27 protein-coding genes are annotated in these 26,878 nt (G+C 65.7%); all 27 read right to left on the minus strand.

Annotated elements, in window-relative coordinates; translation table 11 throughout:
* Positions 1-5 precede the first annotated feature (5 nt).
* The gene (gene flhA, locus DMX10_RS09620; protein WP_111260874.1) at positions 6-2,129 is read right to left on the minus strand and encodes a flagellar biosynthesis protein FlhA; all 2,124 of its coding nucleotides are present in this window, start codon (positions 2,127-2,129) and stop codon (positions 6-8) included.
* Positions 2,130-2,284: 155 nt separating this feature from the next.
* On the minus strand, positions 2,285-3,421 hold the full coding sequence (gene flhB / locus DMX10_RS09625) for a flagellar biosynthesis protein FlhB (RefSeq protein ID WP_111260875.1): 1,137 nt from the start codon (positions 3,419-3,421) through the stop codon (positions 2,285-2,287).
* Positions 3,422-3,496: 75 nt separating this feature from the next.
* Positions 3,497-4,273: a flagellar biosynthetic protein FliR gene (gene fliR, locus DMX10_RS09630; RefSeq protein ID WP_111260876.1), complete on the minus strand. Its 777-nt coding sequence runs from the start codon at positions 4,271-4,273 to the stop codon at positions 3,497-3,499.
* Position 4,274: 1 nt separating this feature from the next.
* The gene (gene fliQ / locus DMX10_RS09635; protein WP_021220581.1) at positions 4,275-4,544 is read right to left on the minus strand and encodes a flagellar biosynthesis protein FliQ; all 270 of its coding nucleotides are present in this window, start codon (positions 4,542-4,544) and stop codon (positions 4,275-4,277) included.
* Positions 4,545-4,546: 2 nt separating this feature from the next.
* Positions 4,547-5,302, minus strand: a complete 756-nt coding sequence (gene fliP, locus DMX10_RS09640; protein ID WP_111260877.1) for a flagellar type III secretion system pore protein FliP — start codon at positions 5,300-5,302, stop codon at positions 4,547-4,549.
* Positions 5,302-5,775, minus strand: coding sequence for a flagellar biosynthetic protein FliO (gene fliO, locus DMX10_RS09645; protein ID WP_111260878.1), 474 nt, complete (start codon positions 5,773-5,775; stop codon positions 5,302-5,304). Before fliO ends, fliP begins: the two co-directional genes overlap by 1 nt.
* A gap of 4 nt (positions 5,776-5,779) precedes the next feature.
* Positions 5,780-6,250, minus strand: coding sequence for a flagellar motor switch protein FliN (gene fliN, locus DMX10_RS09650; RefSeq protein ID WP_111260879.1), 471 nt, complete (start codon positions 6,248-6,250; stop codon positions 5,780-5,782).
* Positions 6,251-6,290: 40 nt separating this feature from the next.
* A complete protein-coding gene (gene fliM / locus DMX10_RS09655) occupies positions 6,291-7,262 on the minus strand; it encodes a flagellar motor switch protein FliM (RefSeq protein ID WP_111260880.1) in 972 nt (323 codons plus the stop codon).
* 12 nt (positions 7,263-7,274) lie between these two features.
* Complete coding sequence (gene fliL / locus DMX10_RS09660; RefSeq protein ID WP_111260881.1) at positions 7,275-7,808, minus strand: flagellar basal body-associated protein FliL; 534 nt, start codon at positions 7,806-7,808, stop codon at positions 7,275-7,277.
* Positions 7,809-8,008: 200 nt separating this feature from the next.
* A complete protein-coding gene (locus DMX10_RS09665; RefSeq protein ID WP_111260882.1) occupies positions 8,009-9,352 on the minus strand; it encodes a flagellar hook-length control protein FliK in 1,344 nt (447 codons plus the stop codon).
* Positions 9,353-9,436: 84 nt separating this feature from the next.
* A complete protein-coding gene (locus DMX10_RS09670) occupies positions 9,437-9,790 on the minus strand; it encodes an Hpt domain-containing protein (RefSeq protein ID WP_111260883.1) in 354 nt (117 codons plus the stop codon).
* Between the two features lie 31 nt (positions 9,791-9,821).
* Positions 9,822-11,519 (minus strand): fused response regulator/phosphatase, encoded by a 1,698-nt coding sequence (locus tag DMX10_RS09675; protein WP_111260884.1) that lies wholly within the window; start codon positions 11,517-11,519, stop codon positions 9,822-9,824.
* Positions 11,520-11,526: 7 nt separating this feature from the next.
* Positions 11,527-11,832: an STAS domain-containing protein gene (locus DMX10_RS09680; protein ID WP_111260885.1), complete on the minus strand. Its 306-nt coding sequence runs from the start codon at positions 11,830-11,832 to the stop codon at positions 11,527-11,529.
* Positions 11,833-11,904: 72 nt separating this feature from the next.
* Positions 11,905-12,354 (minus strand): flagellar export protein FliJ, encoded by a 450-nt coding sequence (gene fliJ, locus DMX10_RS09685; protein ID WP_111260886.1) that lies wholly within the window; start codon positions 12,352-12,354, stop codon positions 11,905-11,907.
* Between the two features lie 6 nt (positions 12,355-12,360).
* The gene (fliI, locus tag DMX10_RS09690) at positions 12,361-13,719 is read right to left on the minus strand and encodes a flagellar protein export ATPase FliI (protein WP_111260887.1); all 1,359 of its coding nucleotides are present in this window, start codon (positions 13,717-13,719) and stop codon (positions 12,361-12,363) included.
* On the minus strand, positions 13,709-14,542 hold the full coding sequence (gene fliH, locus DMX10_RS09695) for a flagellar assembly protein FliH (protein ID WP_111260888.1): 834 nt from the start codon (positions 14,540-14,542) through the stop codon (positions 13,709-13,711). The genes fliI and fliH overlap by 11 nt, the downstream gene beginning before the upstream one ends.
* A 10-nt stretch (positions 14,543-14,552) precedes the next feature.
* Complete coding sequence (fliG, locus tag DMX10_RS09700; protein WP_111260889.1) at positions 14,553-15,569, minus strand: flagellar motor switch protein FliG; 1,017 nt, start codon at positions 15,567-15,569, stop codon at positions 14,553-14,555.
* A complete protein-coding gene (fliF, locus tag DMX10_RS09705; RefSeq protein WP_111260890.1) occupies positions 15,562-17,355 on the minus strand; it encodes a flagellar basal-body MS-ring/collar protein FliF in 1,794 nt (597 codons plus the stop codon). The genes fliG and fliF overlap by 8 nt, the downstream gene beginning before the upstream one ends.
* A gap of 15 nt (positions 17,356-17,370) precedes the next feature.
* Positions 17,371-17,703: a flagellar hook-basal body complex protein FliE gene (fliE, locus tag DMX10_RS09710; RefSeq protein WP_111260891.1), complete on the minus strand. Its 333-nt coding sequence runs from the start codon at positions 17,701-17,703 to the stop codon at positions 17,371-17,373.
* A 325-nt stretch (positions 17,704-18,028) separates the two neighbouring features.
* Complete coding sequence (fleR, locus tag DMX10_RS09720) at positions 18,029-19,453, minus strand: sigma-54-dependent response regulator transcription factor FleR (RefSeq protein WP_111260893.1); 1,425 nt, start codon at positions 19,451-19,453, stop codon at positions 18,029-18,031.
* A 4-nt stretch (positions 19,454-19,457) separates the two neighbouring features.
* Positions 19,458-20,672 carry a PAS domain-containing sensor histidine kinase gene (locus tag DMX10_RS09725; RefSeq protein ID WP_111260894.1) on the minus strand — a complete coding sequence of 405 codons (1,215 nt, stop codon included), beginning with the start codon at positions 20,670-20,672 and terminating at the stop codon, positions 19,458-19,460.
* 109 nt (positions 20,673-20,781) lie between these two features.
* A complete protein-coding gene (locus tag DMX10_RS09730; protein WP_111260895.1) occupies positions 20,782-22,254 on the minus strand; it encodes a sigma-54 dependent transcriptional regulator in 1,473 nt (490 codons plus the stop codon).
* Positions 22,255-22,478: 224 nt separating this feature from the next.
* Positions 22,479-22,778 carry a flagellar protein FliT gene (locus DMX10_RS09735; RefSeq protein ID WP_111260896.1) on the minus strand — a complete coding sequence of 100 codons (300 nt, stop codon included), beginning with the start codon at positions 22,776-22,778 and terminating at the stop codon, positions 22,479-22,481.
* Positions 22,779-22,792: 14 nt separating this feature from the next.
* A complete protein-coding gene (fliS, locus tag DMX10_RS09740; RefSeq protein WP_111260897.1) occupies positions 22,793-23,173 on the minus strand; it encodes a flagellar export chaperone FliS in 381 nt (126 codons plus the stop codon).
* A 127-nt stretch (positions 23,174-23,300) separates the two neighbouring features.
* On the minus strand, positions 23,301-24,752 hold the full coding sequence (gene fliD, locus DMX10_RS09745) for a flagellar filament capping protein FliD (protein ID WP_111260898.1): 1,452 nt from the start codon (positions 24,750-24,752) through the stop codon (positions 23,301-23,303).
* Between the two features lie 79 nt (positions 24,753-24,831).
* A complete protein-coding gene (locus DMX10_RS09750) occupies positions 24,832-25,209 on the minus strand; it encodes a flagellar protein FlaG (RefSeq protein ID WP_111260899.1) in 378 nt (125 codons plus the stop codon).
* Positions 25,210-25,286: 77 nt separating this feature from the next.
* Positions 25,287-26,753 (minus strand): flagellin, encoded by a 1,467-nt coding sequence (locus DMX10_RS09755; RefSeq protein ID WP_111260900.1) that lies wholly within the window; start codon positions 26,751-26,753, stop codon positions 25,287-25,289.
* Between the last annotated feature and the right edge of the window lie 125 nt (positions 26,754-26,878).

Below are 26,878 nucleotides of genomic sequence, written 5' to 3' on the forward strand. Positions count from 1 at the left end.
CTCGGTTAGTTCTGCCCCACAGTCGCGACTATGGTGACCTGCTTGTTGTCCGGTATTTCCTGGTAGGCCAGTACGTGCATGGTTGGCACGGCGAGCCTTGCGAAGCGCGACAGCATCGCCCGGATCGGCCCGGCCACCAGCAGGATGGCCTGCTTGCCGAGCATCTCCTGGCGCTGCGCCGCTTCCACCAGGGAACGTTGCAGCTTCTCGGCCATGCCAGGCTCCAGGAGGATGCCATCCTCGGAGCCTTGTCCGGCCTTCTGCATGCTACTGAGCAATATCTGTTCCAACCTGGGCTCCAGGGTGATCACAGGCAGCTCCGGCTCTAGTCCCACAATGCTTTGCACGATTGCACGGGCGAGCGCCACGCGAACCGCCGCCACCATAGCGGCGGGATCTTGACTCTTCGGGGCCACGTTGGCGATGGCCTCGGCGATGGTACGGATGTCGCGCACCGGTACCTGCTCCTGCAGCAGCGCCTGCAGCACCTTGAGCAGGGTCGACAGCGACACCAGGCCCGGCACCAGCTCCTCGGCGAGCTTGGGCGAGCTCTTGGCCAGCAATTGCATGAGCTGCTGCACTTCTTCGTGCCCCAGCAGCTCGTGGGCGTGCTTGTGCAGGATCTGGTTGAGGTGGGTGGCGACCACGGTGCTGGCGTCCACCACCGTGTAGCCGAGGGATTGCGCCTGGTCGCGCTGGCTGCCATCGATCCAAACGGCCTCCAGGCCGAACGCCGGATCCTTGGCGGCGATGCCATTGAGGGTGCCGAAGACCTGGCCGGGGTTGATCGCCAGCTCGCGGTCCGGGTAGACCTCCGCCTCGGCCACGCTGACGCCCATCAGGGTCAGGCGATAGGCGTTGGGCAGCAGGTCGAGGTTGTCGCGGATGTGCACCGAGGGCATGAGGAAGCCCATTTCCTGGGACAGCTTCTTGCGCACGCCCTTGATCCGGGTGAGCAACTGGCCACCCTGGTTGCGGTCCACCAGGGGGATCAGGCGGTAGCCGACCTCCAGGCCGACCATGTCCACCGGGGTGACGTCGTCCCAGCCCAGCTCCTTGGTCTCCGGAGCACGCTGGGCCGGCAGCAGTTCCTGCTGGCGCTGCGCTTCCTGGACGGCCACTTCCTTCTCCTTCTGCCCCTTGCGCCAGATCCACCAGGCACCGCCGGCGGCGATCAGGCCGAGGCCGAGGAAGGACACGTGGGGCATGCCCGGGACCAGGCCCATGGCGATGAGGATGGCGGCGGAGACAGCCAGTGCCTTGGGCGAGGCGAACATCTGGCGGTTGACCTGCTGGCCCATGTCCTCGGAGCTGGAGACGCGGGTCACCATGATCGCAGCGGCGGTGGACAGCAGCAGCGAGGGGATCTGCGCCACCAGACCGTCACCGATGGTCAGCAGGGAGTAGATGCGCCCGGCGTCGCCGAAGGTCAGGCCATGCTGGATGATGCCGATGGCCATGCCGCCGATCAGGTTGATGAACAGGATCAGCAGGCCGGCGATGGCGTCGCCGCGGACGAATTTGCTGGCACCGTCCATGGAGCCGTAGAAGTCGGCTTCCTGGGAGACTTCCGCGCGGCGCTTCTTGGCCTCGACCTGGTCGATGATGCCGGCGTTGAGGTCGGCGTCGATCGCCATCTGCTTGCCGGGCATGGCGTCCAGGGTGAAGCGTGCACTCACCTCGGAGATACGCCCGGCACCCTTGGTGACCACCACGAAGTTGATGATCATCAAGATGGCGAAGATCACCGCACCGACCACGTAGTTGCCGCCGATGACCACTTCACCGAAGGCCTGGATCACCTTGCCCGCGGCGTCGTGGCCGTCCTGGCCGTGGAGCAGCACCACGCGACTGGAGGCCACGTTCAGCGCCAGGCGCAGCAGGGTCGAGACCAGCAGGATGGTGGGGAAGACCGCGAAGTCCAGCGGGCGCAGGGCATAGACGCTGACCAGCAGGACCACGATGGAGAGGGCGATGTTGAAGGTGAAGAACACGTCCAGGAGGAACGGCGGCACCGGCAACGTCATCATGCCGAGCATGATCAGCACCAGCAGCGGCACCCCCAGGTTGCCCCTGGAAAGGCTGGCGAAGTTGCCGCGCACGTTGCCGATCAGTTGCGAACGATCCAAATCTCTACCCTCACGCAATGGCGAAACACAGCCCTCGCCCATTCAATCTTTTGACGCGCGGATGCGCGCTGGAGGGCTTGTGCAAGAAGCTCACCAACTTTGCCGGGATCGGCTTTACAGAGGGGTTGCAGCGGCAATGGCCGACCGTCTGCGGGTCACTCGTCGCGGCGCAGGTCGGCAGGGATCGGCGGCTCCGCCAGGGGCGCAGGGCGCTTGCCCTTGCCCGCGCGGAACTGCTTGAGCTGGTAGACGTAGGCCAGCACCTGGGCGACCGCCAGGTAGAGGCCGGCAGGGATCTCCTGGTCCAGCTCGGTGGAGTAGAACACCGCCCGCGCCAGGGCCGGGGACTCCAGCACGGTGATCTTGTGCTCCTGGGCGATCTCGCGAATCTTCAGGGCGGTGAAGTCGTTGCCCTTGGCCAGCAGCAAGGGCGCCGTGCCCTTGGCCGGGTCGTACTTCAGGGCCACGGCGAAGTGGGTCGGGTTGGTGATCACCACGTCGGCCTGGGGCACGGCGGACATCATGCGGCGCTCGGCCATCTCGCGCTGCATGCGGCGGATGCGCGACTTGACCTCGGGCTTGCCCTCGCTGTCCTTGTACTCGTCGCGCACTTCCTGCTTGGTCATCATCAGCTTCTGCTTGTTGTCCCAGAGCTGGTAGGGCACGTCGATGGCGGCGATCAGGATCAGCCCGCAGGCCAGCCAGACCGCACTCCAGCCCACCACCTGGACGCTGTGCAGGATGGCCTGCTCCAGCGGCTCGTGGGCGATGGCCAGGAGGTCGTCGGCATCCGAGGACAGCACCATCAGCGCCACCATCAGGATCAGCCCGAACTTGCCCAGCGCCTTGAGCAGCTCCACCACCGCGTGCATGGAGAACATGCGCTTGAGGCCGGACAGCGGGTTCATGCGGCTGAACTTGGGTGCCAGCGCCTCGAAGGAAAACAGCCAGCCACCCAGGGAGATGGGCGCCACCAGGGAGACGATGAGCAGGGTCACCAGCAGCGGCGTGATGGCCGAGAGCGCCATCTGCCCGGACTGCAACAGCCACAACGCCATGCTGCGCTCATCCATCAGCACCTCGCGCGGCAGGGTGAAGTTGGACTGCATCATGCGCATCATCATGTCCGCCAGGCCGCCGCCCGAGGCCAGCACGCCCCCTGCCCCACCCAGGGTGATGGCGAGGGTGTTGAGCTCCCTGGAACGGGCGATCTGCCCCTTCTCGCGCGCCTCCTGCTGGCGTTTCGCCGTGGGTTCTTCGCTCTTGTCCGCCCCGCTCTCACTCTCCGCCATGGCGCACCTCGGCAGCAGGCCCGGTCAACCGACCGGGACGGGCAATGGGCTGCGCGCAGCCAGGCTGGACGATCATCAGCGCGCCCTCGCCAGCTCGCGCAGGAGCTGCAAGGCGTCGGAAGCGAGGATCTGGTACTGGGCGAGGATGTCGGCCATGCCGATCCAGATGATCACCAGGCCCAGGGCCACCGTCAGCGGGAAGCCGATGGAGAATATGTTCAGTTGCGGCGCGGCGCGGGTCATCACGCCGAAGGCGATGTTGACCACCAGCAGCGCGGTGATCGCCGGCAGCGCCAGGAGCAGGCCGGCGCCGAGCACCCAGCCGAGCTTGGTGGCCAGCTCCCAGTAGTGCGCGGCCATCAGGCCGCCTCCCACCGGCAGGGTGACGAAGCTCTCGGCGAGCACCTCGAACACCACCAGGTGGCCGTTCATGGCGAGGAACAGCAGGGTCACCAGCATGGTGAAGAACTGCCCGATCACCGGCACCGAGACGCCGTTGGTGGGGTCGACCATCGAGGCGAAGCCCAGGCCCATCTGCACCGCGAGGATCTGCCCGGCGACGACGAAGGCATGGAAGAACAATTGCAGGGCGAAGCCCATCACCGCGCCGACCAGGATCTGTTCGGCGATCAGCAGGAAGGCTTGCAGGCTGATGGCATCGACCGCCGGCATCGGCGGCAGCGAGGGCGCCAGCACCGTGGTGATGCCGAGGGCCAGGTACAGCCGCACCCGGGTCGGCACCAGCTGGGTGCCGATCAGCGGCATGGTCATCAGCAGGGAAGCGATGCGGAACAGCGGCAACAGGTAGCCACTGAGCATCCCGCCGATCTGCGCCGCACTCAGCTCGAACATGTCAGCCGATCAGCATGGGGATGTTGTGGTACAGGTTGGTCATGTATTCCATCAGCTCACGGGTCAGCCAGGGCCCGGCCCACATCAGCGAGATCAGCATCACCAGCAGGCGCGGCAGGAAGCTCAGGGTCTGCTCGTTGATCTGCGTGGCGGCCTGGAACATGGCAACGATCAGGCCCACCACCAGGCTCGGCACCACGAGGATGCCGACGATCACGCAGGTCAGCCACAGCGCTTCGCGGAACAGGTCGACAGCGACTTCGGGCGTCATGGCTAAACCCCTCCAAAGCTTCCGGCGAGTGTGCCGATGATCAGCGCCCAGCCATCCACGAGCACGAACAGCATGATCTTGAACGGCAGCGAGATGATCAGCGGCGACAGCATCATCATGCCCATCGCCATCAGCACGCTGGCCACCACCAGGTCGATGATCAGGAACGGGATGAAGATCATGAAGCCGATCTGGAATGCGGTCTTCAGCTCGGACGTGACAAAGGCCGGGATCAGGATGGTCAGCGGCGCGGCGTCGGGCGACTGGATGTCGGTGCGCTTGGACAGGCGCACGAACAGCTCCAGGTCGCTGGAGCGGGTCTGCGCCAGCATGAAGTTCTTCACCGGCACCTCGGCGCGCTTGATCGCCTCCTGCGCCGGCAACTGCTCGTTGAGGTAGGGCTGCAGGGCGTCGCGGTTCACCTGGTCGAACACCGGCCCCATGATGAACATCGTGAGGAACAGCGCCATGCCGGTGAGGATCTGGTTCGACGGCGTCTGCTGCAGGCCCAGCGCCTGGCGCAGGATGGAGAAGACGATGATGATCCGGGTGAAGCTGGTCATCAGCATGACGAACGCCGGGATGAAGCTCAGCGCGGTCATGATCAGCAGGATCTGCAGGCTGACCGAGTATTCCTGCTGGCCTTCGGCGTTGGTCGACAGGGTAATGGCGGAGATCGACAATGGGTCGTCGGCGCCCAGCGCCAGGGGGGCCGCCAGTGCCAGCAGCAGGGCGATCAGGATGCGCCAGTAACCCATCAGCTCTTGTCCTTGTCCTTGCCCAGCAGCTCCATCAGGCGCTGGGCGAATTCGGGGGTGGCAGGCTCGGCGTCGGGCATGTGCACCGGCTCCTTGAGCACGTGCAGCGGGGTGATGCGCCCGGCGGTCAGCCCGAGGAGGATCTGCTCGCCGCCGACCTGCACCAGCACCAGCCGATCACGCGGGCCCAGCGCCTGGCTGGAGATCAGCTTGATCACCTGGCCGCCACGTGGGTTCATCTGCTGGACCCGGCGCAACAGCCAGGCGAGCAGGAAGATCACACCCACCACCAGCAGCAGGCCCAGGGTGAGCTGCCCGAGCTGCGCGGCCACGCCACCGCCGGCATTGACCACCGGAGCCGCGGCAGCCGGGGCCGCCATCGTCATCGGGGTGGCGGAGGCCGCCGGTGCGACAGGATCGGCGGCGAAGGCCAGCAGCGGCAGGCAGGGCAGTGCGAGCAGGAGTCGGCGCATGGCGTCAGCGCAGCTTCTTGATGCGTTCGCTGGGGCTGATCACGTCGGTCAGGCGGATGCCGAACTTCTCGTTGACCACCACGACTTCGCCATGGGCGATCAGGGTGCCGTTGACCAGCACGTCCAGCGGTTCGCCGGCCAGGCGGTCCAGCTCGATCACCGACCCCTGGTTCAACTGCAACAGGTTGCGAATGGTGATGTCGGTGTTGCCCACTTCCATGGAAATCGATACCGGGATGTCGAGGATCACATCGAGATTGGGGCCATCCAGGCTCACCGGCGCGTTGGAACGCGGCATGCTGCCGAACTCCTCCATCGGCGCGCGCGGATTGGACGGTGCCGCAGGGGCAGCGCCCTGGTTCATCAGTGCGTCGATATCGTCCTGGCTGGCCTCGTCGCCCGCCTCGGCCAGGGCCGCCGCCCACTCGTTGGCGAGCGCCTGTTCCTCGGGGGTGGTGTTTTCTTCGTCTGCCATCGGTTGACCTCGGCTGGCTCAAATGGGGGTGGAGCGACCGTCAGCGCTGACGGTCGATCGGATCGAGAATCTGCAGGGCCAGGTTGCCCTTGTGGGCCCCCAGCTTGGCCTTGAAGGCCGGCACGCCGTTGGCGCGCATGATCATGTGCTCGGGCATCTCCACCGGGATCACGTCGCCCGGCTGCATGTGCAGGATGTCGCGCAGGCGCAGCTGGCGGCGGACCACGGTGGCGCCGACCGGTACGCTGACGTCGAGGATGTCCTCGCGCAGGGCCTTGATCCAGCGCTCGTCCTGGTCATCGACATCGGACTGGAAGCCCGCGTCGAGCATCTCGCGGATCGGCTCGATCATCGAGTAGGGCATGGTGATGTGCAGGTCGCCGCCGCCGCCATCGAGCTCGATGTGGAAGGTGGAGACCACGATCACTTCGCTGGGGCTGACGATGTTGGCCAGCGCCGGGTTCACCTCGGAGTTGATGTACTCGAAGTTCACGTCCATCACCGCATGCCAGGCTTCCTTCAGGTCGACGAAGGCCTGGTCCAGCACCATGCGCACCACGCGCAGCTCGGTGGGGGTGAATTCCCGGCCCTCGATCTTGGCGTGACGGCCGTCACCACCGAAGAAGTTGTCCACCAGCTTGAACACCAGCTTGGCGTCGAGGATGAACAGGCCGGTGCCGCGCAGCGGCTTCATCTTCACCAGGTTGAGGCTGGTGGGCACGTACAGCGAATGCACGTACTCGCCGAACTTCATCACCTGCACGCCACCCACCGCCACGTCCGCCGAGCGGCGCAGCAGGTTGAACATGCTGATGCGGGTGTAACGGGCGAAGCGCTCGTTGATCATCTCCAGGGTCGGCATGCGTCCGCGGACGATGCGATCCTGGCTGGTCAGGTCGTAGCTCTTGACGCTCCCGGGTTCCGCGTCGTTCTCGGTCTCGACCAGGCCGTCGTCGACGCCGTGGAGCAGCGCGTCGATCTCGTCCTGGGAAAGCAGGTCTTGGACTGCCATCGGTCTCCCCTGCTACTGCAATACGAAATTGGTGAACAGCACTTGTTCGATCGCCACCTTGCCGGTCTGCGCCTTGGCCACCTCCTGGATGGTCGCGGTCGCCTGCTGGCGCAGCATTTCCTTGCCCACCGGCGTGACCAGGGTGTCGAAGGTCTGGCTGGAGAAGAGCATCACCAGCTTGTTGCGCACCACCGGCATGTGGACTTTCAGCGCGTCCATCTCGGCCTTGTCGCGGCCCATCAGGGCGACGGTCACCTGCATGTAGCGCTGGTGGCCGTTCTGGTTGAAGTTGACCACGAAGGCCGGGGCCAGCGGTTCGTACAGGGCGATCTGCTTGACCGGTGCGGCGTGCTCGGCGGCCGCTTCGGCGTCCTTGGCATCGTCCTTCTTGGCATCGCCGCGACCGAGCAGGAACCAGGTGGCGCCGACCGAGGCGCCCACCACCACCAGCAGCACGACGACCAGCAGGATGATCAGTTTGAGCTTGCTCTTGCCCGCCGGCTTCTCGCCGCCGCCCGCGTCCGCCTTCGCTTCTTTCTTCGCCATGCCAAAATTCCGTCGCTGATTCGGGTTCACACCCGCATTCAATGGGTTGAGAGCAAGTGTTATGCCAGCTTCTCAACAAACGCCGCAGCGGATATACCAGTGTCCTTGGCGCCTGTCACCCACGAAAAAGGCGCCCGGTGGCTTTTCGTTCAGCCACCGGGCGCCTTCAGTCTAGAACATGGCGATTGCCGGGATGCGGATCAGGCGTAGTAGTCCACCAGGCCACGCCCGCCACCCGCCGTCGGGCTGCGAATCTCGCTGATGCCGACGGCGATCTCCTCATCGCCGCCCCCGCCCAGGTGCGATGCGCCGCCATTGCCACGGCCGCTACCCCCCTCATTGCCCTGCTGGCCCTGCCAGCCGCGGTTCAGGGACTGGTCGGAGACGTTGACGTCCAACTGGTTCATGCCCTGCTGCGAGAACATGTCGCGCAGCCGGTGCATCTGCCCTTCCAGTGCGTCGCGCACCCCGGCGTTGGGGCTGGCGAAGGTCACCTGGGTCTGGTCCTGGTTCATGTGGATACGCACTTCCAGGCGCCCCAGTTCCTGCGGGTCGAGCTGGATCTCGGCCGACTTGAGGTTCTGGCTGGACAGCCACATGACCCGGTCGACCACCGCTTCGCTCCAGCCACCCTGGTTCATCGCCACCGGCTGGCCGGGGACCAGTGCCGGCGTGCGCTGGGCCAGGGCCGATTGCTGGCTGATGGCCTGGCCGAGCGCGTTGAGGCGACTGTCGAGGACTTCACTGCGGATCTCCGACTTGCTCTCGCCCAGGCCCTGGGTCAGTTGCTCGGAGAGCTCGGCCACCGGCAGCTCGACATCCACCGGGGTCTCGCCCGTCTCCGCCGGCTTGTCGGAGAACGCGGCCATGGCGCTGGCGAAACTCTGCCCGGCACTGGCCGAGTTCTGCGCAGTGACCGTAGTTGTGGTCGCGACCTGGACCTGGTCGCCCTCGCCGGTGGCCTGCAGGCTGACCTGCATGCCGGCGAAGCCCTGCAGCGGGTCCGCCTGCGGGTCGACCTCCAGGGTGGAGGTGCCGGGAGTGGCCGCGGCGACGCCGGGCATCCCGGTGGGCAGGGTGATTTCCGGCGCCGGCGGCTCGACCACCGGCGGTGCGATCTGGCCGCTCATGGCCATCAGCAGCAGCGGGTCGATCACCGGGTCATCCGGCTGGGTGCCATCGCTGGCGGTGACGGTGTCGTCGCTGGCCTCGCCCCCGCTGCCGCTTCCCTTTCCGCTGTCGCGGTCGGCCGGCAAGTCGTTGCCGCTATCGGCAACCGTCGTTGGCTTGCCGCTGCTGTCATTGGCCGGCCGGTCCGCCGAATCGTCCGCCTTGCGGGTGTCATCGGGCTTGTCACGGGCGGGCTTGGCCGCCGGCTCGTTTCGTTCTACAGGCTTGGCCTGCTGCTCCTTCGCATACACCTGGGCAAAGCTGGGAGCCGCATTCCTGCTGGGCTCCGGGGCCTTCACCTGGGCTTTTGCCGCCTGCACTTTCGGCTTCACATCAGGGCTGGCCTGCAGAAGCATATCGGTGGCAACGGGCATGGGCACTCTCCGCTGAGGGGTTGGTTCGTGCCAAGGGGATTGCAAGGGGCGGGCCAAGTTTCAGCCATGCAGGGCAGCGGTGCGTCAGAAGCTGTGGCGCTGGCGCTCGGAGCGGAACAGGATGCGCACGATGGCGAACTCGCGCTCGATGCGCTCGACCAAGTCCGGCGCGTCTTCCAGGCGCTCGCGGCGAGCGCTCTCTTCCAGCTGCTTGCACAGGCTCGCCAGCAACGGCGCGCCCATGTTGCTGCAACTGCCCTTGAAACTGTGCGCGGCAAGGCGCAAGGCCTGCGCGTCCTGCTGGTCACAGGCCTGGTGGAGCAGGCGCACGCGCTCTTCCGAGTCGACCAGGAAGGTGTCCAGCAACACCGGGTACTCGTCTTCCATGACTTCCTGCAAAGCGGCCAGTACGCCATTGTCGATATGCAGATCGGACAACCGGATCACTCCTTGAACGACACGATGGGAATCAGGATGGGCGCGGCCAGACGAACTCCACGCGAATGCCCCTGCCATCCTCCGGCAAGTCGCAGCGCGCGGCAAGTTGTCTGACCAGGGTCAGGCCACGACCGCTGAGGCGCGACGTGTCCGCCGCACGCGCCAGCATCGCCTGCGCATCGAAGCCCTTGCCGCTGTCCTCGACCCGAATCGACAGGCACCCGCTTTCCTCGCTCTCGGACAGCAGTTCGAGGTGGATGCGCACATGGCCGTCCTCCAGGCAGGCCAGGCGCAGGGCACGCTCGCGGTAGTACTCGGCGAACCCGCGCGCATCGCGCTTGAGCGATGAGTCCAGGCCCAGCACACCGTGCTCCAGTGCGTTGGAATAGAGCTCGGCGAGCACGGTGTAGAGCGCCCCGCCCTGGTCACGCAACCCCTGCACCTCCAGCAGCAGTTGCAGGAGGAAAGGCAGGGGATTGAAGCGCTTGAGGGTCGGGGCGCGGAACTCGAAACAGGCGGACCAATCCATCGGGCTCAGCTGGCCACTGTCGGTGAAGGCCAGTTGCGGACGCTGGTCGAGGTCCTCGACCAGCGCCACCTCGATCATGCTGACATCGTCCTGCGCCTCGCCACGGAACGCGGCCAGGGTGCGCTGGATTTCGTCGAACAACCGATCGGCGCGGGTATTGCCGGCGAACACCCGCTGCAGGCGCTCGTCACCGAACAGCTCGCCGGCTTCGTTGCGGGTCTCCAGCACGCCGTCGGACCAGAGGAACACGCGGTCGCCGACTTCCATCGGGTAGACCTCGTACTTGTCATCGAACACAGCGGGGTCGAGCACCCCGAGCGGCAGGTGCCGCGACACCAGCGGCACCACCGGGCTGCCGTCGGCACGGCGCAGGTAGCCATCGGGCAGGCCGCCGTTCCACACCTCCAGCACACGGCGCTGGAAGCTGAGGTTGAGCAGGGTCGCACAGCAGAATACGCCCACCGGCAGGATGCGCTTCAGCTTGGCGTTCATCTCGCGGAGGATGTCGACCATGGCGTAGCCCTTGGCGGTCATCCCGTAGAACACCTCGGCCAGCGGCATCGCGCCGATGGCGGCCGGCAAGCCGTGACCGGTGAAGTCGCCGAGCAGTACGTGCATGCCGCCGGAGGGCTTGAACGCGGCCAGCAGCAGGTCGCCATTGAACAGCGCGTAGGGCGATTGCAGGTAGCGGATGTTGGAGGCATTGAGGCAGCCGGAGTGGGCCACCTTGTCGAACACCGCCTTGGCCACCCGCTGCTCGGTGAGCAGGTGTTCGTTGTGCTTGGCGATCAGGTCACGCTGGTGCAGGACCGTCTCCTGCAGGCGGCGCAGGCGATCCATGGCCTTGATCTTGGCTTCGAGGATGACGCGGTTGTAGGGCTTGGCGAGGAAATCGTCACCACCGGCCTCCAGGCAGCGCACCAAGGCCTCGTTCTCGGTCAGCGAGGTGAGGAAGATGATCGGCACCAGCTCCTCGCCCGCCAGCTGCTTGATCCGCCGTGCGGCCTCGAAGCCGTCCATGACCGGCATCAGCGCATCCATCAGCACCATGTCCGGCCGCTCCTGCTCGAACAGCGCCACCGCTTCCAGGCCATTGGCCGCCGTCAGGGCACGATGGCCCTGGCGGTTGACGATGGTGGAGAGCAGCATGCGGTCGGCTGCGTTGTCCTCGGCGATGAGGATCGACAGGCGGGCCGACATGGCGGTTTCAGGCAATCTGGAACAGCTGTTCGAAGTTGGAGATGGCGAGGATCTTGCGGACGTCGGGGTTGCAGTTGACCAGGCGGATCTGCGCGCTGTCGCCGCCCGCGTGGTCACGCAGCAGGAGCAGCATGCCCAGGGCCGAGCTGTCGAGGTAGGTGGTGCCCTTGAGGTCCACCACGTAGCGTGTGGGGTGGATGCTCACGCGCTCGTAGGCGTCGCGAAATTCCTGGTGGGCCCCGAAATCGAAACGTCCCTGGATGACGATGGTCAACTCTTGCCCGTCGCTCGAAGGCAGCGAGGTGATGGCCATGCAAGACTCCTTGATCAGATGAAAACGCGTGCTGAAGATTTAGCACCCGCCTGGAGCCTCGGCAACCGCGATTTAGCGTTCCTCACGCCCGATGAGGCGTTGCGAGAGCTCGTCGAGCAGCTTCTGCTCGCGCTTGTCCTGGATCGCCCGCGCTTCGTCGAGGTAGCGCTGCACCAGTTTCTTCAGGCCCTCCAGGCGGGCGTAGCGCTGCTGCCAGGCCTCACGCGCCTTGACCAGATTCTCGCGGTGCCAGGCCACGCTCTGGGTCTGCTGGGCGACGGCCGTTTCCAATTGCGAGAGAAAGCGCTGGTAGTTGGTCAGCCACTGGCCGGAGACGCCCTTGCTGCCCTGAGTGATCCACTGCTGCTGGTAGTCGGACCGAAAACGCTCGAGATCGCCGAGCTTGCCTTCGGCCTGGCCGAGCAGGCCCTGGCAGTGGCCGACCTGGCGGGCGGCGTCGCGTTCGGCTTTCTGCGCCATTTCCACCACGGGTGCCAGGCGCGCGGCGCGGTCACGGGCCATGGATCATCAGCCCGCGTTGCCGGTGTTCAGCACCGCTGCCAGGCCTTCGACACTCTGCGCCAGCGGCTCGCTTTCGTTGAGCCCCTGATGGAGGTAGCGGGCCATGGCCGGATGCCGGGCGATGGCCAGGTCGGTGTCGGCGTCGCCACCGGCGACATAGGCCCCGACGCTGATCAGATCGCGGCTCTGCTGGTAGCGCGACCACAGTTGCTTGAAGCGCTGGGCCAGCTTCATGTGCTCCGGGCTGACCACCTGGGGCATGACCCGGCTGATCGACGCCTCGATGTCGATGGCCGGATAGTGCCCCTCCTCCGCCAGGCGTCGTGACAGCACGAAGTGGCCATCGAGCACGCCACGCGCCGCGTCGGCGATCGGGTCCTGCTGGTCGTCGCCCTCGGACAGCACGGTGTAGAAGGCGGTGATGGAACCCCCGCCCTTCTCGCCGTTGCCGGCACGCTCCACCAGCTTGGGCAGCTTGGCGAACACCGATGGCGGGTAGCCCTTGGTCGCCGGGGGCTCGCCGATGGCCAGGGCGATCTCCCGCTGGGCCTGGGCGAAGCGGGTCAGCGAATCCATCAGCAGCAGGACGTTCTTGCCCTTGTCGCGGAAGTACTCGGCGATGCGCGTGCAGTACATGGCGGCGCGCAGGCGCATCAGCGGGGCGTCGTCCGCAGGGGATGCGACCACCACGGAGCGCTTGATGCCCTCCTCGCCGAGGATGTGCTCGATGAATTCCTTGACCTCGCGGCCCCGCTCGCCGATCAGGCCGACGACGATGATCTCCGCCTCGGTGAAGCGGGTCATCATGCCCAGCAGCACCGACTTGCCGACGCCGGTGCCGGCGAACAGGCCGAGACGCTGGCCCCGGCCAACGGTGAGCAGGCCGTTGATGGAGCGGATGCCGACGTCCAGCGGCACGGAAATGGGGTCACGGTTGAGCGGGTTGATCACCGGGCCGTCCATCGCCACCCAGTCCTCGGCCTTCATCCCGCCCTTGCCATCCAGGGCACGCCCGGCGCCATCGAGCACACGACCGAGCATGGACATGCCCATGGGCAGGCGCCCGGTATCTGGCAACGGCACCACGCGCGCGCCCGGTGCGATGCCGGCGAGGCTGCCGACGGGCATCAGGTAGATCTTGTTGCCGGAAAAGCCCATGACCTCGCCTTCGACCTGCACCGGGTGGTAGCTGTCGTCGTTGATCACCAGGCAGCGGCTGCCGATCGCGGCGCGCAGGCCTTCGGCCTCGAGGGTGAGGCCGACCATGCGCAGCAGGCGTCCTTCCACCACCGGCTGGGTGGGCAGCCGTACGGCATCGGCGTAGCCGCCGAGGCGCTTGGCGAAGCTGATGCGCTCAAGACGCATGGGGGTGTTCCGGGGCACTCAGGTCGAGAGCGATGTCGGCGGCCGGCGGGTGCACCTTCTGCTCGCGCTGCTGGTCGAACAGCTGCTTGAGCGCCTGGCTCATGCGCGTCTCGATGCTGGCGTCGACGCGGCTGTGCTCGGTCTCGATGCGACAGCCACCGGGCAGCAGCGTCTCGTCCTCGAGGATGCGCCAGGTTTCTTCGTGGCGCTCGCGCAGGGCCTTCACCAGCTCGAAGTCCTGCGGGTTGATGTGGATGCGCAGGTTGCTGGCGCCCATGGGCAGCAGCTTCAGGGCCTCGCGCAGGATCTGGCGGATCTGGCTGGAGTCCATCGCCAGCTCGCGCTGGATGACCTGGCGGGTCATCTGCCCGATCAGGTGCACCATGGCCTCTTCCAGCTGCTGGTCCTGTTCGGCGATGGGCGCCATGAGCTGGCCCATGAGGCTTTCCAGGGACTCCAGGCGCGCATTGGTGGCCACCTCGGCCTCCTGCCGCGCCTTGATCTGGCCGGCGTGGAAACCGTCCTTCTCGCCGGTGGCGAAGCCCTCGTTGTAGGCGTCCTGGCGGATCGCTTCCAGCTCATCGAGCGTCAGCGGCTTGACGGCCTCGGGCTCGACCTCCTCGATCGCCTGGGGCGTTTCCAGCGTCGGGGCGGCTTCAGCGGCTTCGGCGGTGGCCGGTGCGTCCGGCTGCCGGACGGGCTCGACCGGCTCCTCGGCCACATCGGCGGGCCCTTCGGGGTCGAAGCTGGGCAGGGACCAGCGGTCGAAGGCGCTCACGTCCTTGGCGCGGATCAGCTCGCTCTGCGCTTCCTTGGTAGCCATCGGGCGGGCCTCAGATCATTTCTTCGCCGCCCTTGCCGCCGAGCACGATTTCTCCGGCTTCGGCCATGCGACGGGCGATGGTGAGGATTTCCTTCTGCGCGGTCTCCACGTCGCTGACGCGGACCGGGCCCTTGGCCTCGAGGTCGTCGCGCAGCAGCTCGGCCGCGCGCTTGGACATGTTCTTGAAGACCTTCTCCTTGATCGCCTCGTCCGACCCCTTGAGGGCCAGCACCAGCACATCGGAGGACACCTCGCGCATCAGCGCCTGGATGCCGCGATCGTCGACGTCGGCGAGGTTGTCGAAGACGAACATCAGGTCCTCGATCTGGCTGGACAGGTCCTCGTCCACTTCGCGGATGGAGTCCATGAGCTGGCCCTCCACCGAGCTGTCGAGGAAGTTCATGATGTCCGCCGCGCGTTTCACGCCGCCCATGGTGGTGCGGGTGGAGCTGGCGTTGCCGGCGAACTGCTTCTCGAGGATCAGGTTGAGTTCCTTGAGCGCGGAAGGCTGCACGGTGTTCAGCGAGGACACGCGCAGGATGATGTCCAGGCGCACCTTGTGGTCGAAGTGGCTGAGCACCTCGCCGGCCTGGTCCGGGTCGAGGTAGGCGACCACGATGGCCTGGATCTGCGGGTGCTCGTAGCGGATGACATCGGCCACGGCGCGCGGCTCCATCCACTTCAGGCTGTCCAGGCCGCTGGTGCTGCCGCCTAGCAGAATACGGTCGATCAGGTTGTTGGCCTTGTCCTCGCCCAGGGCCTGGGTGAGCATCTTGCGGATGTAGCCGTCGGCACCGACGCCCAGGCTGGTCTGGTCGCCGACGATCTCGACGAACTCGCCCATCACCTGCTCGACCTGCTCGCGGTGCACGTTGCGCATCTGCGCCATCGCCACGCCGACCTTCTGCACTTCCTTCGGGCCCATGTGGCGCAGCACCTGCGCGGCATCGGTCTCGCCGAGGGAAAGCAGGAGGATGGCGGCCTTGTCCACCTTGGTCAGCTTGACCGGGGCGCGATTATCACTCATCGGCGTTGATCCACTCTTTGACTACCAGGGCCACGCGGCCCGGGTCTTCGGCTACCAGGCTCTTGATCGCGTTCAGTTGTGCATCATACCCCTCGCTCGGGCTCGGCAGCAGGATGCTTTGCGGCCCACCGAGGCTCACCCGATCATCGGACAGCTCGCCGGACAGCCCACCCATTTCGCCCAGCTCGACGTCGCCGTCGCGACCGCCGCCGACCAGGTCCTTGCCCTTGCCGCCGCCGGAGATGTTGTTGAGCACGGGACGCAGCACGAACCACACCAGGATCAGGATCAGCAGCGCCGGGAACAGCTGCTTCAGGCCCGACGTCAGCATCTGGAACCAGACCTGCTCGTACCACGGCAGTTCGATCACCTCCTCGCCCCCGCCGACGAACGGGGTGTTGATCACGCTGACGCTGTCGCCACGGCTGGCATCGAAGCCAACGGCATCCTGCACCAGGCGGGTGAAGCGGGCGATCTCGTCGGCCGTCCAGGGTACATGGGTGGTCTCGCCCTGGGCGTTGACCTTGACCTGGTCGTCCAACACCACGGCGACGGAAAGCCGGCGCAGGCGACCTTGCTGTTGCTTGGTATAGCTGATGGAGCGATCCAGCTCGAAGTTGCGCGTGGTCTGGTCGCGCTTGTCGGTCGGGTACGGCGCCAGCATCGGCTTGCCGGTGGCCTGGTCGATGATCTGCTGGCCGTTGTCGTCGAGGATCGGCTGACCGGGCGCCACGGCCGGTGCGGCAGCGGCCGGAGCCGCCTGCTGCGGGGCCGTGGCCGGGCCCGGGGGCTGGTTGGACAGCGCACCGGGCACGCCCTGCGGACCGGAGGCGGCCTGGCGCTCCTCATTGAGCTTCTGCTCGCTGCGCAGCGCGGGCTGGTCCGGGTTGAACATTTCGGCGGTGGACTCAACCGCGCTGAAGTCGACATCCGCGGACACTTCGGCCTTGTAGCGGCCATTGCCCAGCACCGGCTGCAGGATGCTGTGCACGCGCTGGGTGAACAGGCTTTCCATGCGACGCGTGTAGTCGTACTGCTTGCCCGCCATGGACAGCTCGGAAAGCTCCTGCTGGTCGGACAGCAGCGTGCCCTTCTGGTCCACGACCGTGACCTGGCCCTTGTCCAGTTCCGGCACGCTGGTGGCGACCAGGTTGACGATCGCCATCACCTGGCTCGGCTCCAGGGAACGCCCCGGGTACAGCTCGACCAGCACCGAAGCGCTGGGCTTGCGCTCGTCGCGGACGAATACCGAGCTCTTGGGAATGGCCAGGTGCACGCGAGCGCCCTTGACGTTGTTCAGGCTGGAGATGGTGCGTGCGAGCTCGCCTTCCAGGCCCCGACGGTAGCGGGTCGCCTCCATGAACTGGCTGGTGCCCAGCCCCTGCTCCTGGTCGAGGATCTCGTAGCCGACGTTGCCATCGTTCGGCGCGATGCCGGCACCGGCCAGCTTGATGCGGGCACGGGCGACGTCGTCGGCCTTGACCAGCAGGGCGCCGGAATTGGGTTCGATCTTGTAGGGGATGTCCGCGCCGTTCAGGGCTTCCATCACCTGATTGGCATCCATGCCGCTGAGGCTGCCGTAGAGCGGACGGTAGTCCGGCTGCTGCGACCAGAGCACCACGGCGAAACCGATCGCCACGCTGGCGGCGAGACCGACCAGCAGGCCGATCTGGCGCAGCATGCTCATCTGCGACAGGTTTTCCAGGAATGCCAGCCCGAACAGGGGCTTCTTCTCGCCTTGCTCGCCCGCCTGGGCCGGGACGTTAGCGGTTGCCGCGTCTGCCATTTCTCAACCCTGCCCTTAAACCGGCATCTGCATGATGTCTTGATACGCCTGGACCAGCTTGTTGCGTACCTGGGTCATGGCCTGGAAGGACACGCTGGCCTTCTGCGAGGCGATCATCACGTCGGTGATGTCGACGCCTTTCTGCCCCATCTCGAAAGCGGTGGCGAGTTGGCTGGACGCCTGCTGGGTCTCGTTCACCTTGTTGACGGCCTGGCCGAGCATGTCGGAAAAGCTCGGCGCGTTGACCTCGGGCGTAGCGCTGGCCACGGGCTTGGTACGGGCCATGGCCTCCATCTGCATGGAGCGCATTTCCAACATCAGGCGATTGAATTCGACACCCTGGCTCATCACATTCCTCCGCGACCGCAATTTTTTGACACTGGAGCGGTCTTTGCGGGGGAGGTTGCAACAAGGGTGCCAATTAGGCGGGCAAGCTGGAAGCTGGAAGCTGGAAGCTGGAAGCTGGAAGCTGGAAGCTGGAAGCTGGAAGAGCCTGGGGGATCGGCGGACACCGTCAACCCCTGGGCTGATTTATTTCCGCACTCTGCGCGTAGCCCGGGGCTTCAGCCCGGTGAACTTCGCAGCCATGCCAAGCCCCACCGGTGGATGCAAAGAGCGACACCCACCCGGCTTCAGGCTTCAGGCTTCAAGCTTCCAGCGTCAAACTTCAGCGTCAGCTGGCATACAGATACGCCTCCACATCCATCCCCGCATCGCGCATCTGCGCGAGCTTGTAGCGCAGGGTGCGCGGGCTGATGCCCAGGCGTTCGGCGGCTTCCTTGCGGCGGCCGCGCTCGGAACGCAGGGTGTCGATGATCATCTGGAACTCGTGTCGACGCAGGTCTTCGCCCAGCGCGCCTGCGGCGTCCGCAGCGGGCGCGGCAGGGCTGGCGGGCAGGCCGACCGGCGCCGGAACGACGGCGGCGACCGGGCTCAGGGGTACCGATACCGGTGCGACGGCCATGCCGATGGGCGCGGTGAGGCACAGGTCGTGGGGCTGGATCAGGCCGCCCTGCTGGAGGATCAGCGCACGCTGGATGGCGTTGTCCAGTTCGCGGACGTTGCCCGGCCAGGGGTGGCTGACCAGCGCCTGGCGCGCCTCGGCGGAGAAGCGCACCGGGGCATGGTTCATTTTCTTGACGTGCTTGCCCAGCAGGCGCTCGGCCAGGGGCAGGATGTCCGCCGGGCGCTCGCGCAACGCGCGCCAGGCCAGGGGGAAGACCGAGAGGCGGTAATAGAGGTCCTCGCGGAAGCGCCCCGCCGCCACTTCGCCGGCGAGGTCGCGGTTGGTGGTGGCCAGTACGCGGATGTCCAGCTCGATGGGCTTGCGCGCGCCGACCCGCTCCACCTCGCGCTCCTGCAGTACGCGCAGCAGCTTGGCCTGCAGGCCCAGGGGCATCTCGGAAATCTCGTCGAGGAGGATGGTGCCGCCATCGGCCAGTTCGAACTTGCCGGGCTGGGCGGCGATGGCACCGGTGAAGGCACCCTTCTCGTGACCGAACAGGGTCGCCTCGAGCATGTTGTCGGGGATCGCCGCGCAGTTGATGGCGATGAAGGGCTTGTTGGCACGCGGTGACTGCTGGTGGATGTAGCGGGCGAGCACTTCCTTGCCGGTACCGGACTCACCGGAGATCAGCACCGTGGAGTCGCTGCGGGCCACACGGGCGGCCAGTTCCAGCAGTTGCAGGCTGGCCGGCTCCTGGGCCACGGGGCCCTCCCCTTCACCGGCGCTGGCGCGTCCCAGGGCATGGCGCTCGACCAACTCCAGCAGCGCGCGCGGCTCGAAGGGCTTGACCAGGTAGTCGGCGGCGCCCTGGCGGATCGCGTCGACCGCACGCTCGACCGCGCCATAGGCGGTCATCAGCAGCACCGGCAGTTGCGGGTAGCGGGTACGCACCAGCGCGAGCAACTGGTGGCCATCCATGCCGGGCATGTTGACGTCGCTGATCATCATGCCGAAGGGCTCCTCGCCAAGTGCCACCAGGGCGGCCTCGGCGCTATCCGCTTCGCGGAAGTCGTAGCCGCCGAGCATCAGGGTGTCGGCAAGCGCTTCGCGCAGGGCACGGTCGTCTTCGACCAACAGAACTTTGACGGTCATGGGGTTACTCCTGAATTACCGGCTGTGCCGTGCCAAGCAGCGGCAGGACCAGGGTGGCGCAGGTGCCACGACCGGGGCGGGAGCTGAGCAGCAACTCACCCTGGTGCGCACGCGCCACCGCCTTGACCACCGCGAGGCCGAGGCCCGTTCCGGTGGTCTTGGTGGTGAAGAAGGGTTCGCCCAGGCGAGCCAGGGTGGCGGCGTCCATGCCCGGGCCGTTGTCACTGATGCACAGACGCAGCGTGCCGCTGCGGCTGTACAGGTGGATCTTCAGGCGCACGTCGCGGCCGGCGGCCTGGATGGCGTTTTCGATGAGGTTGAGCAGCGACCCCACCAGGGTGTCGCGGTTGCACAGCAGTTCGCCGCCGCTGGCGTCGCACTGCCAGCGCACGGAGAGGCCACCGACATGGGATTCGGCGGCCGAGCGCAACGCGGCGAAGAGCATCACCGGCTTCAGGCGATCCGGCAGGGGCAGGTCGCCACGGGCGAAGATCAGCATGTCGCGGACCTGGTGCTCCAGCTCGTGCAGCCGCTCCTTCAAGCGCCCGGCGAAACGCTGCTGCTGCTCCACCGGCAGGACCTGCTCGGTGAGATGGCTGGCATAGAGCAGCGCGGCGGACAGCGGCGTACGGATCTGGTGGGCCAGGGAGGCGACCATGCGCCCCAGCGCGGAGAGGCGCTCATGACGGGCCAGCTGGTCCTGCAGGCGACGGGTTTCGGTGAGGTCGGCGAGCAGTACCAGTTGCCCGGGCTCGCCGTTCAATGAACGGGTGGCGATGGACAGGCGGCGCCCGTCCTTCATGGATATCTCGTGACCGTCGTCCTTGCGGGGGGCGAAGTTGCGGGCGATGACCTCGCGCCAGAGCATCCCCACCAGCGGCTTGCCGAGCAGGCTGCGCGCCACGGGGTTGGCTTCCCGGACCACGCCCTGGCCGTCGATGACGATGACGCCGCCGGGCAGCAGGTCGAGCAGGCTCTGCAGGCGCAGGGCCAGGCGTTCCTTCTCGGCGAGTTCCTGCATGCGCTGGGCGCTGACCAGGGCCAGCTGCCCCTTGAGCTCCGTCACCCGGGCTTCCAACAGGCTGTACGACTCGCTCAGCTGGTTGGACATCTGGTTGAACATGGCGAACGCCTGCTCGAGGCTGGCTCGGCCAGCCTCTTCCACGGGCGCCGCACTGGCGGACTCAGGTTTCTGCGATGGGCTGGCACTGGCGGTCATGATTCTCTCTCGCTCGGCAAACCGTCAGGAGACGGTCAGTCGAGAGAGACATAGCAATACCCGTGCCTAAAAAAATATCCTTTTAAAACAATGAATTACGAAATAAGCGTCAATCTTCTGCCATTTCGTCGTCGCGACGGCTCATGCCGTACTTGCGCATCTTCTCCACCAGGGTGGTGCGGCGGATGCGCAGGCGCTCGGCGGCGCGGGCCACCACGCCGGCGGCGTCGTCCAGGGCCTGCTGGATCAACCCCTGCTCGAGATTGCCCAGGTAGTCCTTGAGGTCCAGGCCTTCGGGCGGCAGCATCGCCGGGCTGCTGACGCCAGGCAGGCCGGCCCCGATGGCGGAGCGCTCTTCGAGCTCCTCGCGCAGGCTGGCGGCCAGTTGCTCGTCCTCGTCATCCACGTGGCGGAATTTCTTCGGCAGCTCGGTAACGCCGATGACGCCGTAGGGATGCATGATCGCCATGCGCTCCACCAGGTTGGCCAGCTCGCGGACGTTGCCGGGCCAGTCGTGGTTGCACAGCGACATGATGGCGGCGGAGTTGAAACGGATGGAGCCACGCTTCTCGTGCTCCATGCGCGAGATCAGCTCGTTCATCAGCAGCGGGATGTCCTCCACGCGCTCGCGCAGCGGGGCCATCTCGATGGGGAACACGTTGAGGCGGTAGTAGAGGTCTTCGCGGAAGCCGCCTGTCTCGATCATCTGCTCGAGGTTCTTGTGGGTGGCGGCGATGATGCGCACGTCGACGTTCTGGGTCTTGTTGCTGCCCACGCGCTCGAAGGTGCGCTCCTGCAGCACGCGCAGCAGCTTGACCTGCATGGGCAGCGGCATGTCGCCGATCTCGTCGAGGAACAGGGTGCCGCCGTTGGCCAGCTCGAAACGCCCGGCGCGGCTGGTGATGGCACCGGTGAAGGCGCCCTTCTCATGGCCGAACAGTTCGCTTTCCAGCAGCTCGGCAGGGATGGCACCGCAGTTGACCGGAACGAAGGGCGCGTCGCGGCGCTTGGAGTGGTAGTGCAGGTTGCGCGCCACCACCTCCTTGCCGGTGCCCGATTCGCCCAGGATCAGCACGCTGGCGTCGGTATCGGCCACCTGCTGCATCATCTGCCGCACCTGCTGGATGGCACGGCTGGTGCCCACCAGACTGCGGAACAGGTTCGGCTCGCGCTGGCGCCCGCGCTCGCGGGCCTGGTCGTACATTTCGCGGTAGACCTGGGCGCGGTGCAGGGAGTCCAGCAGTTTGTTGTAGCTGGGCGGCATCTCGAGGCTGGCCAGCACACGGCGGCGCACCTCGTCGGACCAGTCGGCCGGGACCACCTGGTCGATCAGCAGCACGGGCAGGAACTCGTCCCAGGTGGCCACCTGCTTGAGCAGCTCGGTGGTGCCACCCTTGGACTCGACATCCCCGAGCAGGACGCAGAGCACGTCACGCGTGGCGTTCAGCGCGCCGACGGCTTCACGCCAGTCGCGGCTGGCGCAGGCCAGGTGCTCTTCGCCGAGAAAGTTCAGAATGACCGCCAGATCACGGCGGCGATCGCTGTTGTCGTCAATCAGCAGAATCTTGGTTTCACGCCACATGCTTGTTCTGTTCTTTGCTCGAGGGCTGATGCCGCCTCTGCAGCGGCACAAGGGCAACCGGTGCCATCAGATTCCCGATGAACGCCAGCAATTGGCCACTAGTAAAGTCAAAAAAGTGCCAAGAGTCAAATTTATGGCGTGCTTTTTTTTGCGTCTGGCGACAGATAGCCTAAGAGGCTGAGGGTGCAGCGCCGATCACCTGCCGACGCCGCATCGGGACGCTATCAGCCGAACAGCTGATAGACCTTCGCGCCCTGGTTGGAGCGGACGAGATTGCGGAGTTCGTCGGCGACCTGGTCGCGCTGCTGGGCACAGGCTTCGGTGAGACGACGGTAGACATCGATCAGCGCTTCCAGCTGGGCACGCAGGCCCTCTTCCATGTCGGCGCAATCGAGCATGGCGACATTCACCTGGTCGCGGCACTGGCGGTCGAGCTGGCTCACGATTTCCCAGTCCTGGCTCTCGAAGGCGGAGACCAGGGCCAGGCGGGTTTCTTCGATCTGCTGGAGCATGGCTTGGCTCATTTTCCTCTCCTAACTCAGGGCGCTATGGCATCCCAGCCGGACTTCACTTCACGCAGCAGGCCGGCAACCTCGGTGAGAACCGCAGGGTCGTTGGCTTTGTTGGCGTGGATGAGGCGCGCGATCATGTATTCGTACAGGCGATCGAGATTGGCCGCGACTTCGCCACCGCGAGTCGGGTCCAGTGCCTCGCGGAGGCCGCCGATGATACCGATGGATTTGCTGATCAGCTCGCCTTTCAGTGAGGCCTGGTCGCGCATCATCGCGCCCTGGGCCTGAGCCATGCGTTCGAGCCCGCCTTCCATCAGCATCTGGATCAGGCGATGAGGGCTTGCATCAGAGACCTGAGCCTGAACATTCACCTGCTGATACTGCTTCATGGCCAACATCGCTCTCATCTCGCAACTCCTCGTGAACCAGTGTTTCTTCGATGTCCATAATATCGGCTGGTTTCACGGGAGCTTTAAGCCTCCTGCTGAGCTTTTTTCGTCATTAGGACGCGAGCTGACCAAACCTCGGGTTCGGTCAGTTCTTCTTGGTCAGGCCAGGCAGTGCATCGAGCTGAGAGGTCAGGCTGTCGCTGGTGCCCTGCATCTGCGCCAGCAGGGAGTCAAGGGTGGTGAACTGCTTGTACAGGCGGGTCTGCAGCGCGGTCATGCGCAGGTCGAGGGCCTCTTGCTGCTTGTCGACCCCCTTGATGGTGTCGCGAAGCACCTTGCTGCGCTGCTCGATGACACCGGTGGAGTCGGTATAGGGCTTGGCCTGCTTGGTCATGCGGCTGGCCAGGCCGTTGTCACCGGTGAAGAAATCGGAGATGCCCTGGTAATCGGCGGCGATGGCCTTGTCCAGCTTGGTGGCGTCCAGGTCCAGGGTGCCGTCCTGCTTGGTGGTGATACCCAGGCTGGCCAGGGCCTTGACGGAGCCTTCGCCACTGGGGGTGACCAGCTCGCTGCGCATCGAGGCGAGCAGGGAACGGGCGGTGGAGTCGCCGGCCAGCGCCGCCACCACAGGGTCGCTGCCTTCCACGGTGGTCACCTTGGTCAGCGAACTGATGGTGCTGACCATCTTGTTGTACGCGGTGACGAAGTTCTGCACGTTGGTCTTAACCGCACTGCTGTTCTGCGAGACGGTCAGGGTCAGCGGCTTGTTGGCCTCGGTCTCGGCGGTCAGGTTCAGGGTGACGCCATCGATGGCGGTGGTGACGGCGTTGGAGTCGCTCACCACGTTGAGGCCGTCCACCGTCAGCTTCGCGCTCTGGGCGGTCGACAGGGTCTTGCCGGCCTTGGCCACGGCCGCGTCGTACTCGGCGGTGGTCGGGAAGTCCGCCGGGTTCAGGGTCGGGCCGGGGAAGGTCAGCTGGCTCAGGTCGGTGTTGCTGCCCGAGGTGCTGGTGCCGGTCATGGTGATGTCTTTGCCATCGCCCATCTTGCTGCTGCTCAACACCAGGCGCGAACCCTGGTTGTCGGTGACGATGGTGGCGCTGATGCCCTTCGCCGCGCCCTGCTTGTTGATCGCGTCGCGGATGCCGGAAAGGGTGTTGTTGGTGCTGTCGACGGCAACGGTCAGCGCGTCGTCGCCACCGATCTTGATGTCCAGCGAGCCTTCGTTGAACTTGGTGGTCGCGCCGGTACCGAATGCGGCGGACGCGATCTTGCTGCCGGTGGCCAGCTGGGTGACGTTGATCTTGTAGGTGCCGCCGATGGCGCTCTGGCTGGCCGTGGCGTTGAGCGCCGCGGTGTTGCTCGAGGTCGCGGTGCGCGACAGGAAGCTGGTGGGGCTGTTGAGCAGCGACATCGCCGTCTGGAAATCACTGACGGCGCTCCGAAGCGAGCCGAGGGCGGTGAGCTTGGTCGTGGACTTCGACTCGAGGGTATCGAGCTGGTTCTGCTTCGGCGCCCTGGCGTTGGCCACCAGCGCTTTCACAGTGGCATCGATATCGATGAGTCCAGATCCAACCGTACCGATGGTGGTAGCCATCTCACACCTCCGTCAAAAAAACGTCCCGAGTTCCCTTCGGGGAACGATCATGAGTTTGGCACTCAAGAAACGTACCAACTCAAGCCTTGGCCTCGAACATCAGACTGCGGATGTCTTCCAGGCGTTCAGCGAGCTTCAGCAATTCCTCGGAGGGGATCTGCCGGATCAGCTTGCCGGAGTCCGTATCGATGACCTTCACCACCACTTCACCGCTGGAGTCATCGACGTTGAAGTCCAGGCCGCGTTTCACCGTCTGGACGAAGGACTGGATATCGGCGACCGCCGATTCCAGGTCACCACCTTGGGCCTGGGAACGGGCATCCGCCTCTTCGGGGCTTGCCGCATTGCTGGCGGGCGCTACCGTCCTGGCAGCCTCCTGGCCGGGCGTTACGCTGGCAACGGGGTCCTTGGCCAACCTGGGCAGGGCACCGACCGACGTAATGTTCGAGATATCCATTTTACATACCTCACAATGGCCAAATGGGAGGAAGGGTTATCCCCTTCCCCCCATTGTTGCTGGGCGCTCTTCCTGCGTTATTGCAGCAGGCTGAGGACCGACTGCGGCAGCTGGTTCGCCTGGGCCAGGATCGCGGTACCGGCCTGTTGCAGAACCTGGTTCTTGGACAGGGTCGCAGTTTCAGCTGCGAAGTCGGTGTCCTTGATCCGGCTGCGAGCAGCGTCGGCGTTCTCGGAGATGTTCTGCAGGTTGGCTACGGTGTTATCGAAGCGGTTCTGCACAGCACCGAGGTCGGCACGTTGGGAGTCGATCGCGGCCAGGGCGCTATCGACCACTGCCAGGGCGCGCTGGGCACCATCGGCGGTGGAGATGTCGACGTTGGCAACGGTGTTCAGCGTCGAGGAGCTGGCGTTGAACACACCACCGGTCGCACCGGTCACCGCGAAGGATACCGGGGAATCCAGCTGTACGTAACCGAAGGCCTTGCCCCCACCCGCCTTCACGTCCGCCGAGGCGCCGTAGGTACCGTCGTTGCCTTGTACGGCCACGTCGATGGTGCCTGCGGAGGTACCGGTTGCAGTGCCGAACTGGATCGTCTCACCGGTGGACGAGGTGATGGTGATCTTGTCGTTCTGCGAGTCGTAGTTGGCGGTCAGGCCAAGCTTGCCGGCGTTGGAGTTGATCTGGTTGGCCAGGTCTTCGTTGGAGGTCACACCCACCATCTGAACGGTGTTGGAACCTACGGTCATGTTGAAGGTGGCAGCACCGGAGGTGAAGTTCACATCGGCCTGGATCACGGTACGGGCAGTGGCAGAGAGGCCGGCGATCGAGCCGTCGAACTTCTGCGCGATGCTCTTCGCGCTGTCGGTCGCAGTGATGTTCACGTCCTTGGTCTGGCCATTGCCGACCACGGTCACGGTGCCGGAGGCGAAGGCGCCGCCGCTACCGGTGACCAGGGTGCCTGCGACGGTGGAGACCGAGGCGGCCGAAGCACCGGCAGCGTTGGTGGAGGCACCGCCACCGACCTGGTAGGAACCCAGCTTGGCGGAGGACGCGTCTTTCAGGGTCACGTCGATGGTTTCGTAGGCGTTGGAACCGACCTGGAAGCTGGTGGTACCGAAGGTGCCGTCCAGCAGCTTGCGGCCACCGAAGGTGGTGGTTTCGGCGATACGGGACAGTTCGGCCTGCTGGGCGGTCACTTCTTTCTGCAGGGCGGCGCGGTCGGCGTCGCTGTTCGAGCCGCTGGCTGCCTGGATGGACAGGTCGCGGATACGCTGCAGGATGTTGGTGGACTGCTGCAGGGCACCTTCAGCGGTCTGCGCCAGGGAGATGCCGTCGTTGGCGTTGCGGGTCGCCTGGTTCAGGCCGCTGATCTGGTTGGTCAGACGGTTGGAGATCTGCAGGCCGGCGGCGTCGTCCTTGGCACTGTTGATACGGTTGCCGGTGGAGAGACGCTGCAGCGAGGTGTTCAGCGAGTTGGACGATGCGTTCAGGTTGCGCTGAGTGTTGAGCGAAGCGATGTTTGTGTTGACTGTAAGTGCCATTTGGCGTCTCCCGAAGTACCTAGTATTTACCTGAGCTTTGCGACCTTCAGGACCTGCTGCTCAGGTGCCCCTAGAATTCGCATTCGAACTGTTTATCGGCGCTTGCTGGTGGAGCTTTAGGGGAA

Origin of the sequence: Pseudomonas sp. 57B-090624 (assembly GCF_003234055.1) — a bacterium.
Classification (GTDB): Bacteria; Pseudomonadota; Gammaproteobacteria; order Pseudomonadales; family Pseudomonadaceae; genus Metapseudomonas; species Metapseudomonas tohonis.

Bases quoted from the DNA above. Each gene is read 5' to 3' on its own strand.
- fliS (WP_111260897.1), bottom strand. From the start codon at position 23,173: ATGAGAGCGATGTTGGCCATGAAGCAGTATCAGCAGGTGAATGTTCAG.
- fliL (WP_111260881.1), bottom strand. From the start codon at position 7,808: ATGGCGAAGAAAGAAGCGAAGGCGGACGCGGGCGGCGGCGAGAAGCCG.
- fliO (WP_111260878.1), bottom strand. From the start codon at position 5,775: ATGCGCCGACTCCTGCTCGCACTGCCCTGCCTGCCGCTGCTGGCCTTC.
- DMX10_RS09735 (WP_111260896.1), bottom strand. From the start codon at position 22,778: ATGAGCCAAGCCATGCTCCAGCAGATCGAAGAAACCCGCCTGGCCCTG.
- fliM (WP_111260880.1), bottom strand. From the start codon at position 7,262: ATGGCAGTCCAAGACCTGCTTTCCCAGGACGAGATCGACGCGCTGCTC.
- DMX10_RS09750 (WP_111260899.1), bottom strand. From the start codon at position 25,209: ATGGATATCTCGAACATTACGTCGGTCGGTGCCCTGCCCAGGTTGGCC.
- fliE (WP_111260891.1), bottom strand. From the start codon at position 17,703: ATGAGCCAGGGTGTCGAATTCAATCGCCTGATGTTGGAAATGCGCTCC.
- fliJ (WP_111260886.1), bottom strand. From the start codon at position 12,354: ATGGCCCGTGACCGCGCCGCGCGCCTGGCACCCGTGGTGGAAATGGCG.
- DMX10_RS09755 (WP_111260900.1), bottom strand. From the start codon at position 26,753: ATGGCACTTACAGTCAACACAAACATCGCTTCGCTCAACACTCAGCGC.
- fleR (WP_111260893.1), bottom strand. From the start codon at position 19,453: ATGACCGTCAAAGTTCTGTTGGTCGAAGACGACCGTGCCCTGCGCGAA.
- DMX10_RS09675 (WP_111260884.1), bottom strand. From the start codon at position 11,519: ATGTCGGCCCGCCTGTCGATCCTCATCGCCGAGGACAACGCAGCCGAC.
- fliG (WP_111260889.1), bottom strand. From the start codon at position 15,569: ATGAGTGATAATCGCGCCCCGGTCAAGCTGACCAAGGTGGACAAGGCC.
- fliH (WP_111260888.1), bottom strand. From the start codon at position 14,542: ATGGCTACCAAGGAAGCGCAGAGCGAGCTGATCCGCGCCAAGGACGTG.
- flhB (WP_111260875.1), bottom strand. From the start codon at position 3,421: ATGGCGGAGAGTGAGAGCGGGGCGGACAAGAGCGAAGAACCCACGGCG.
- fliD (WP_111260898.1), bottom strand. From the start codon at position 24,752: ATGGCTACCACCATCGGTACGGTTGGATCTGGACTCATCGATATCGAT.
- fliP (WP_111260877.1), bottom strand. From the start codon at position 5,302: ATGGGTTACTGGCGCATCCTGATCGCCCTGCTGCTGGCACTGGCGGCC.
- DMX10_RS09665 (WP_111260882.1), bottom strand. From the start codon at position 9,352: ATGCCCGTTGCCACCGATATGCTTCTGCAGGCCAGCCCTGATGTGAAG.
- fliI (WP_111260887.1), bottom strand. From the start codon at position 13,719: ATGCGTCTTGAGCGCATCAGCTTCGCCAAGCGCCTCGGCGGCTACGCC.
- DMX10_RS09730 (WP_111260895.1), bottom strand. From the start codon at position 22,254: ATGTGGCGTGAAACCAAGATTCTGCTGATTGACGACAACAGCGATCGC.
- DMX10_RS09680 (WP_111260885.1), bottom strand. From the start codon at position 11,832: ATGGCCATCACCTCGCTGCCTTCGAGCGACGGGCAAGAGTTGACCATC.
- fliF (WP_111260890.1), bottom strand. From the start codon at position 17,355: ATGGCAGACGCGGCAACCGCTAACGTCCCGGCCCAGGCGGGCGAGCAA.
- fliR (WP_111260876.1), bottom strand. From the start codon at position 4,273: ATGTTCGAGCTGAGTGCGGCGCAGATCGGCGGGATGCTCAGTGGCTAC.
- fliQ (WP_021220581.1), bottom strand. From the start codon at position 4,544: ATGACGCCCGAAGTCGCTGTCGACCTGTTCCGCGAAGCGCTGTGGCTG.
- fliN (WP_111260879.1), bottom strand. From the start codon at position 6,250: ATGGCAGACGAAGAAAACACCACCCCCGAGGAACAGGCGCTCGCCAAC.
- DMX10_RS09725 (WP_111260894.1), bottom strand. From the start codon at position 20,672: ATGACCGCCAGTGCCAGCCCATCGCAGAAACCTGAGTCCGCCAGTGCG.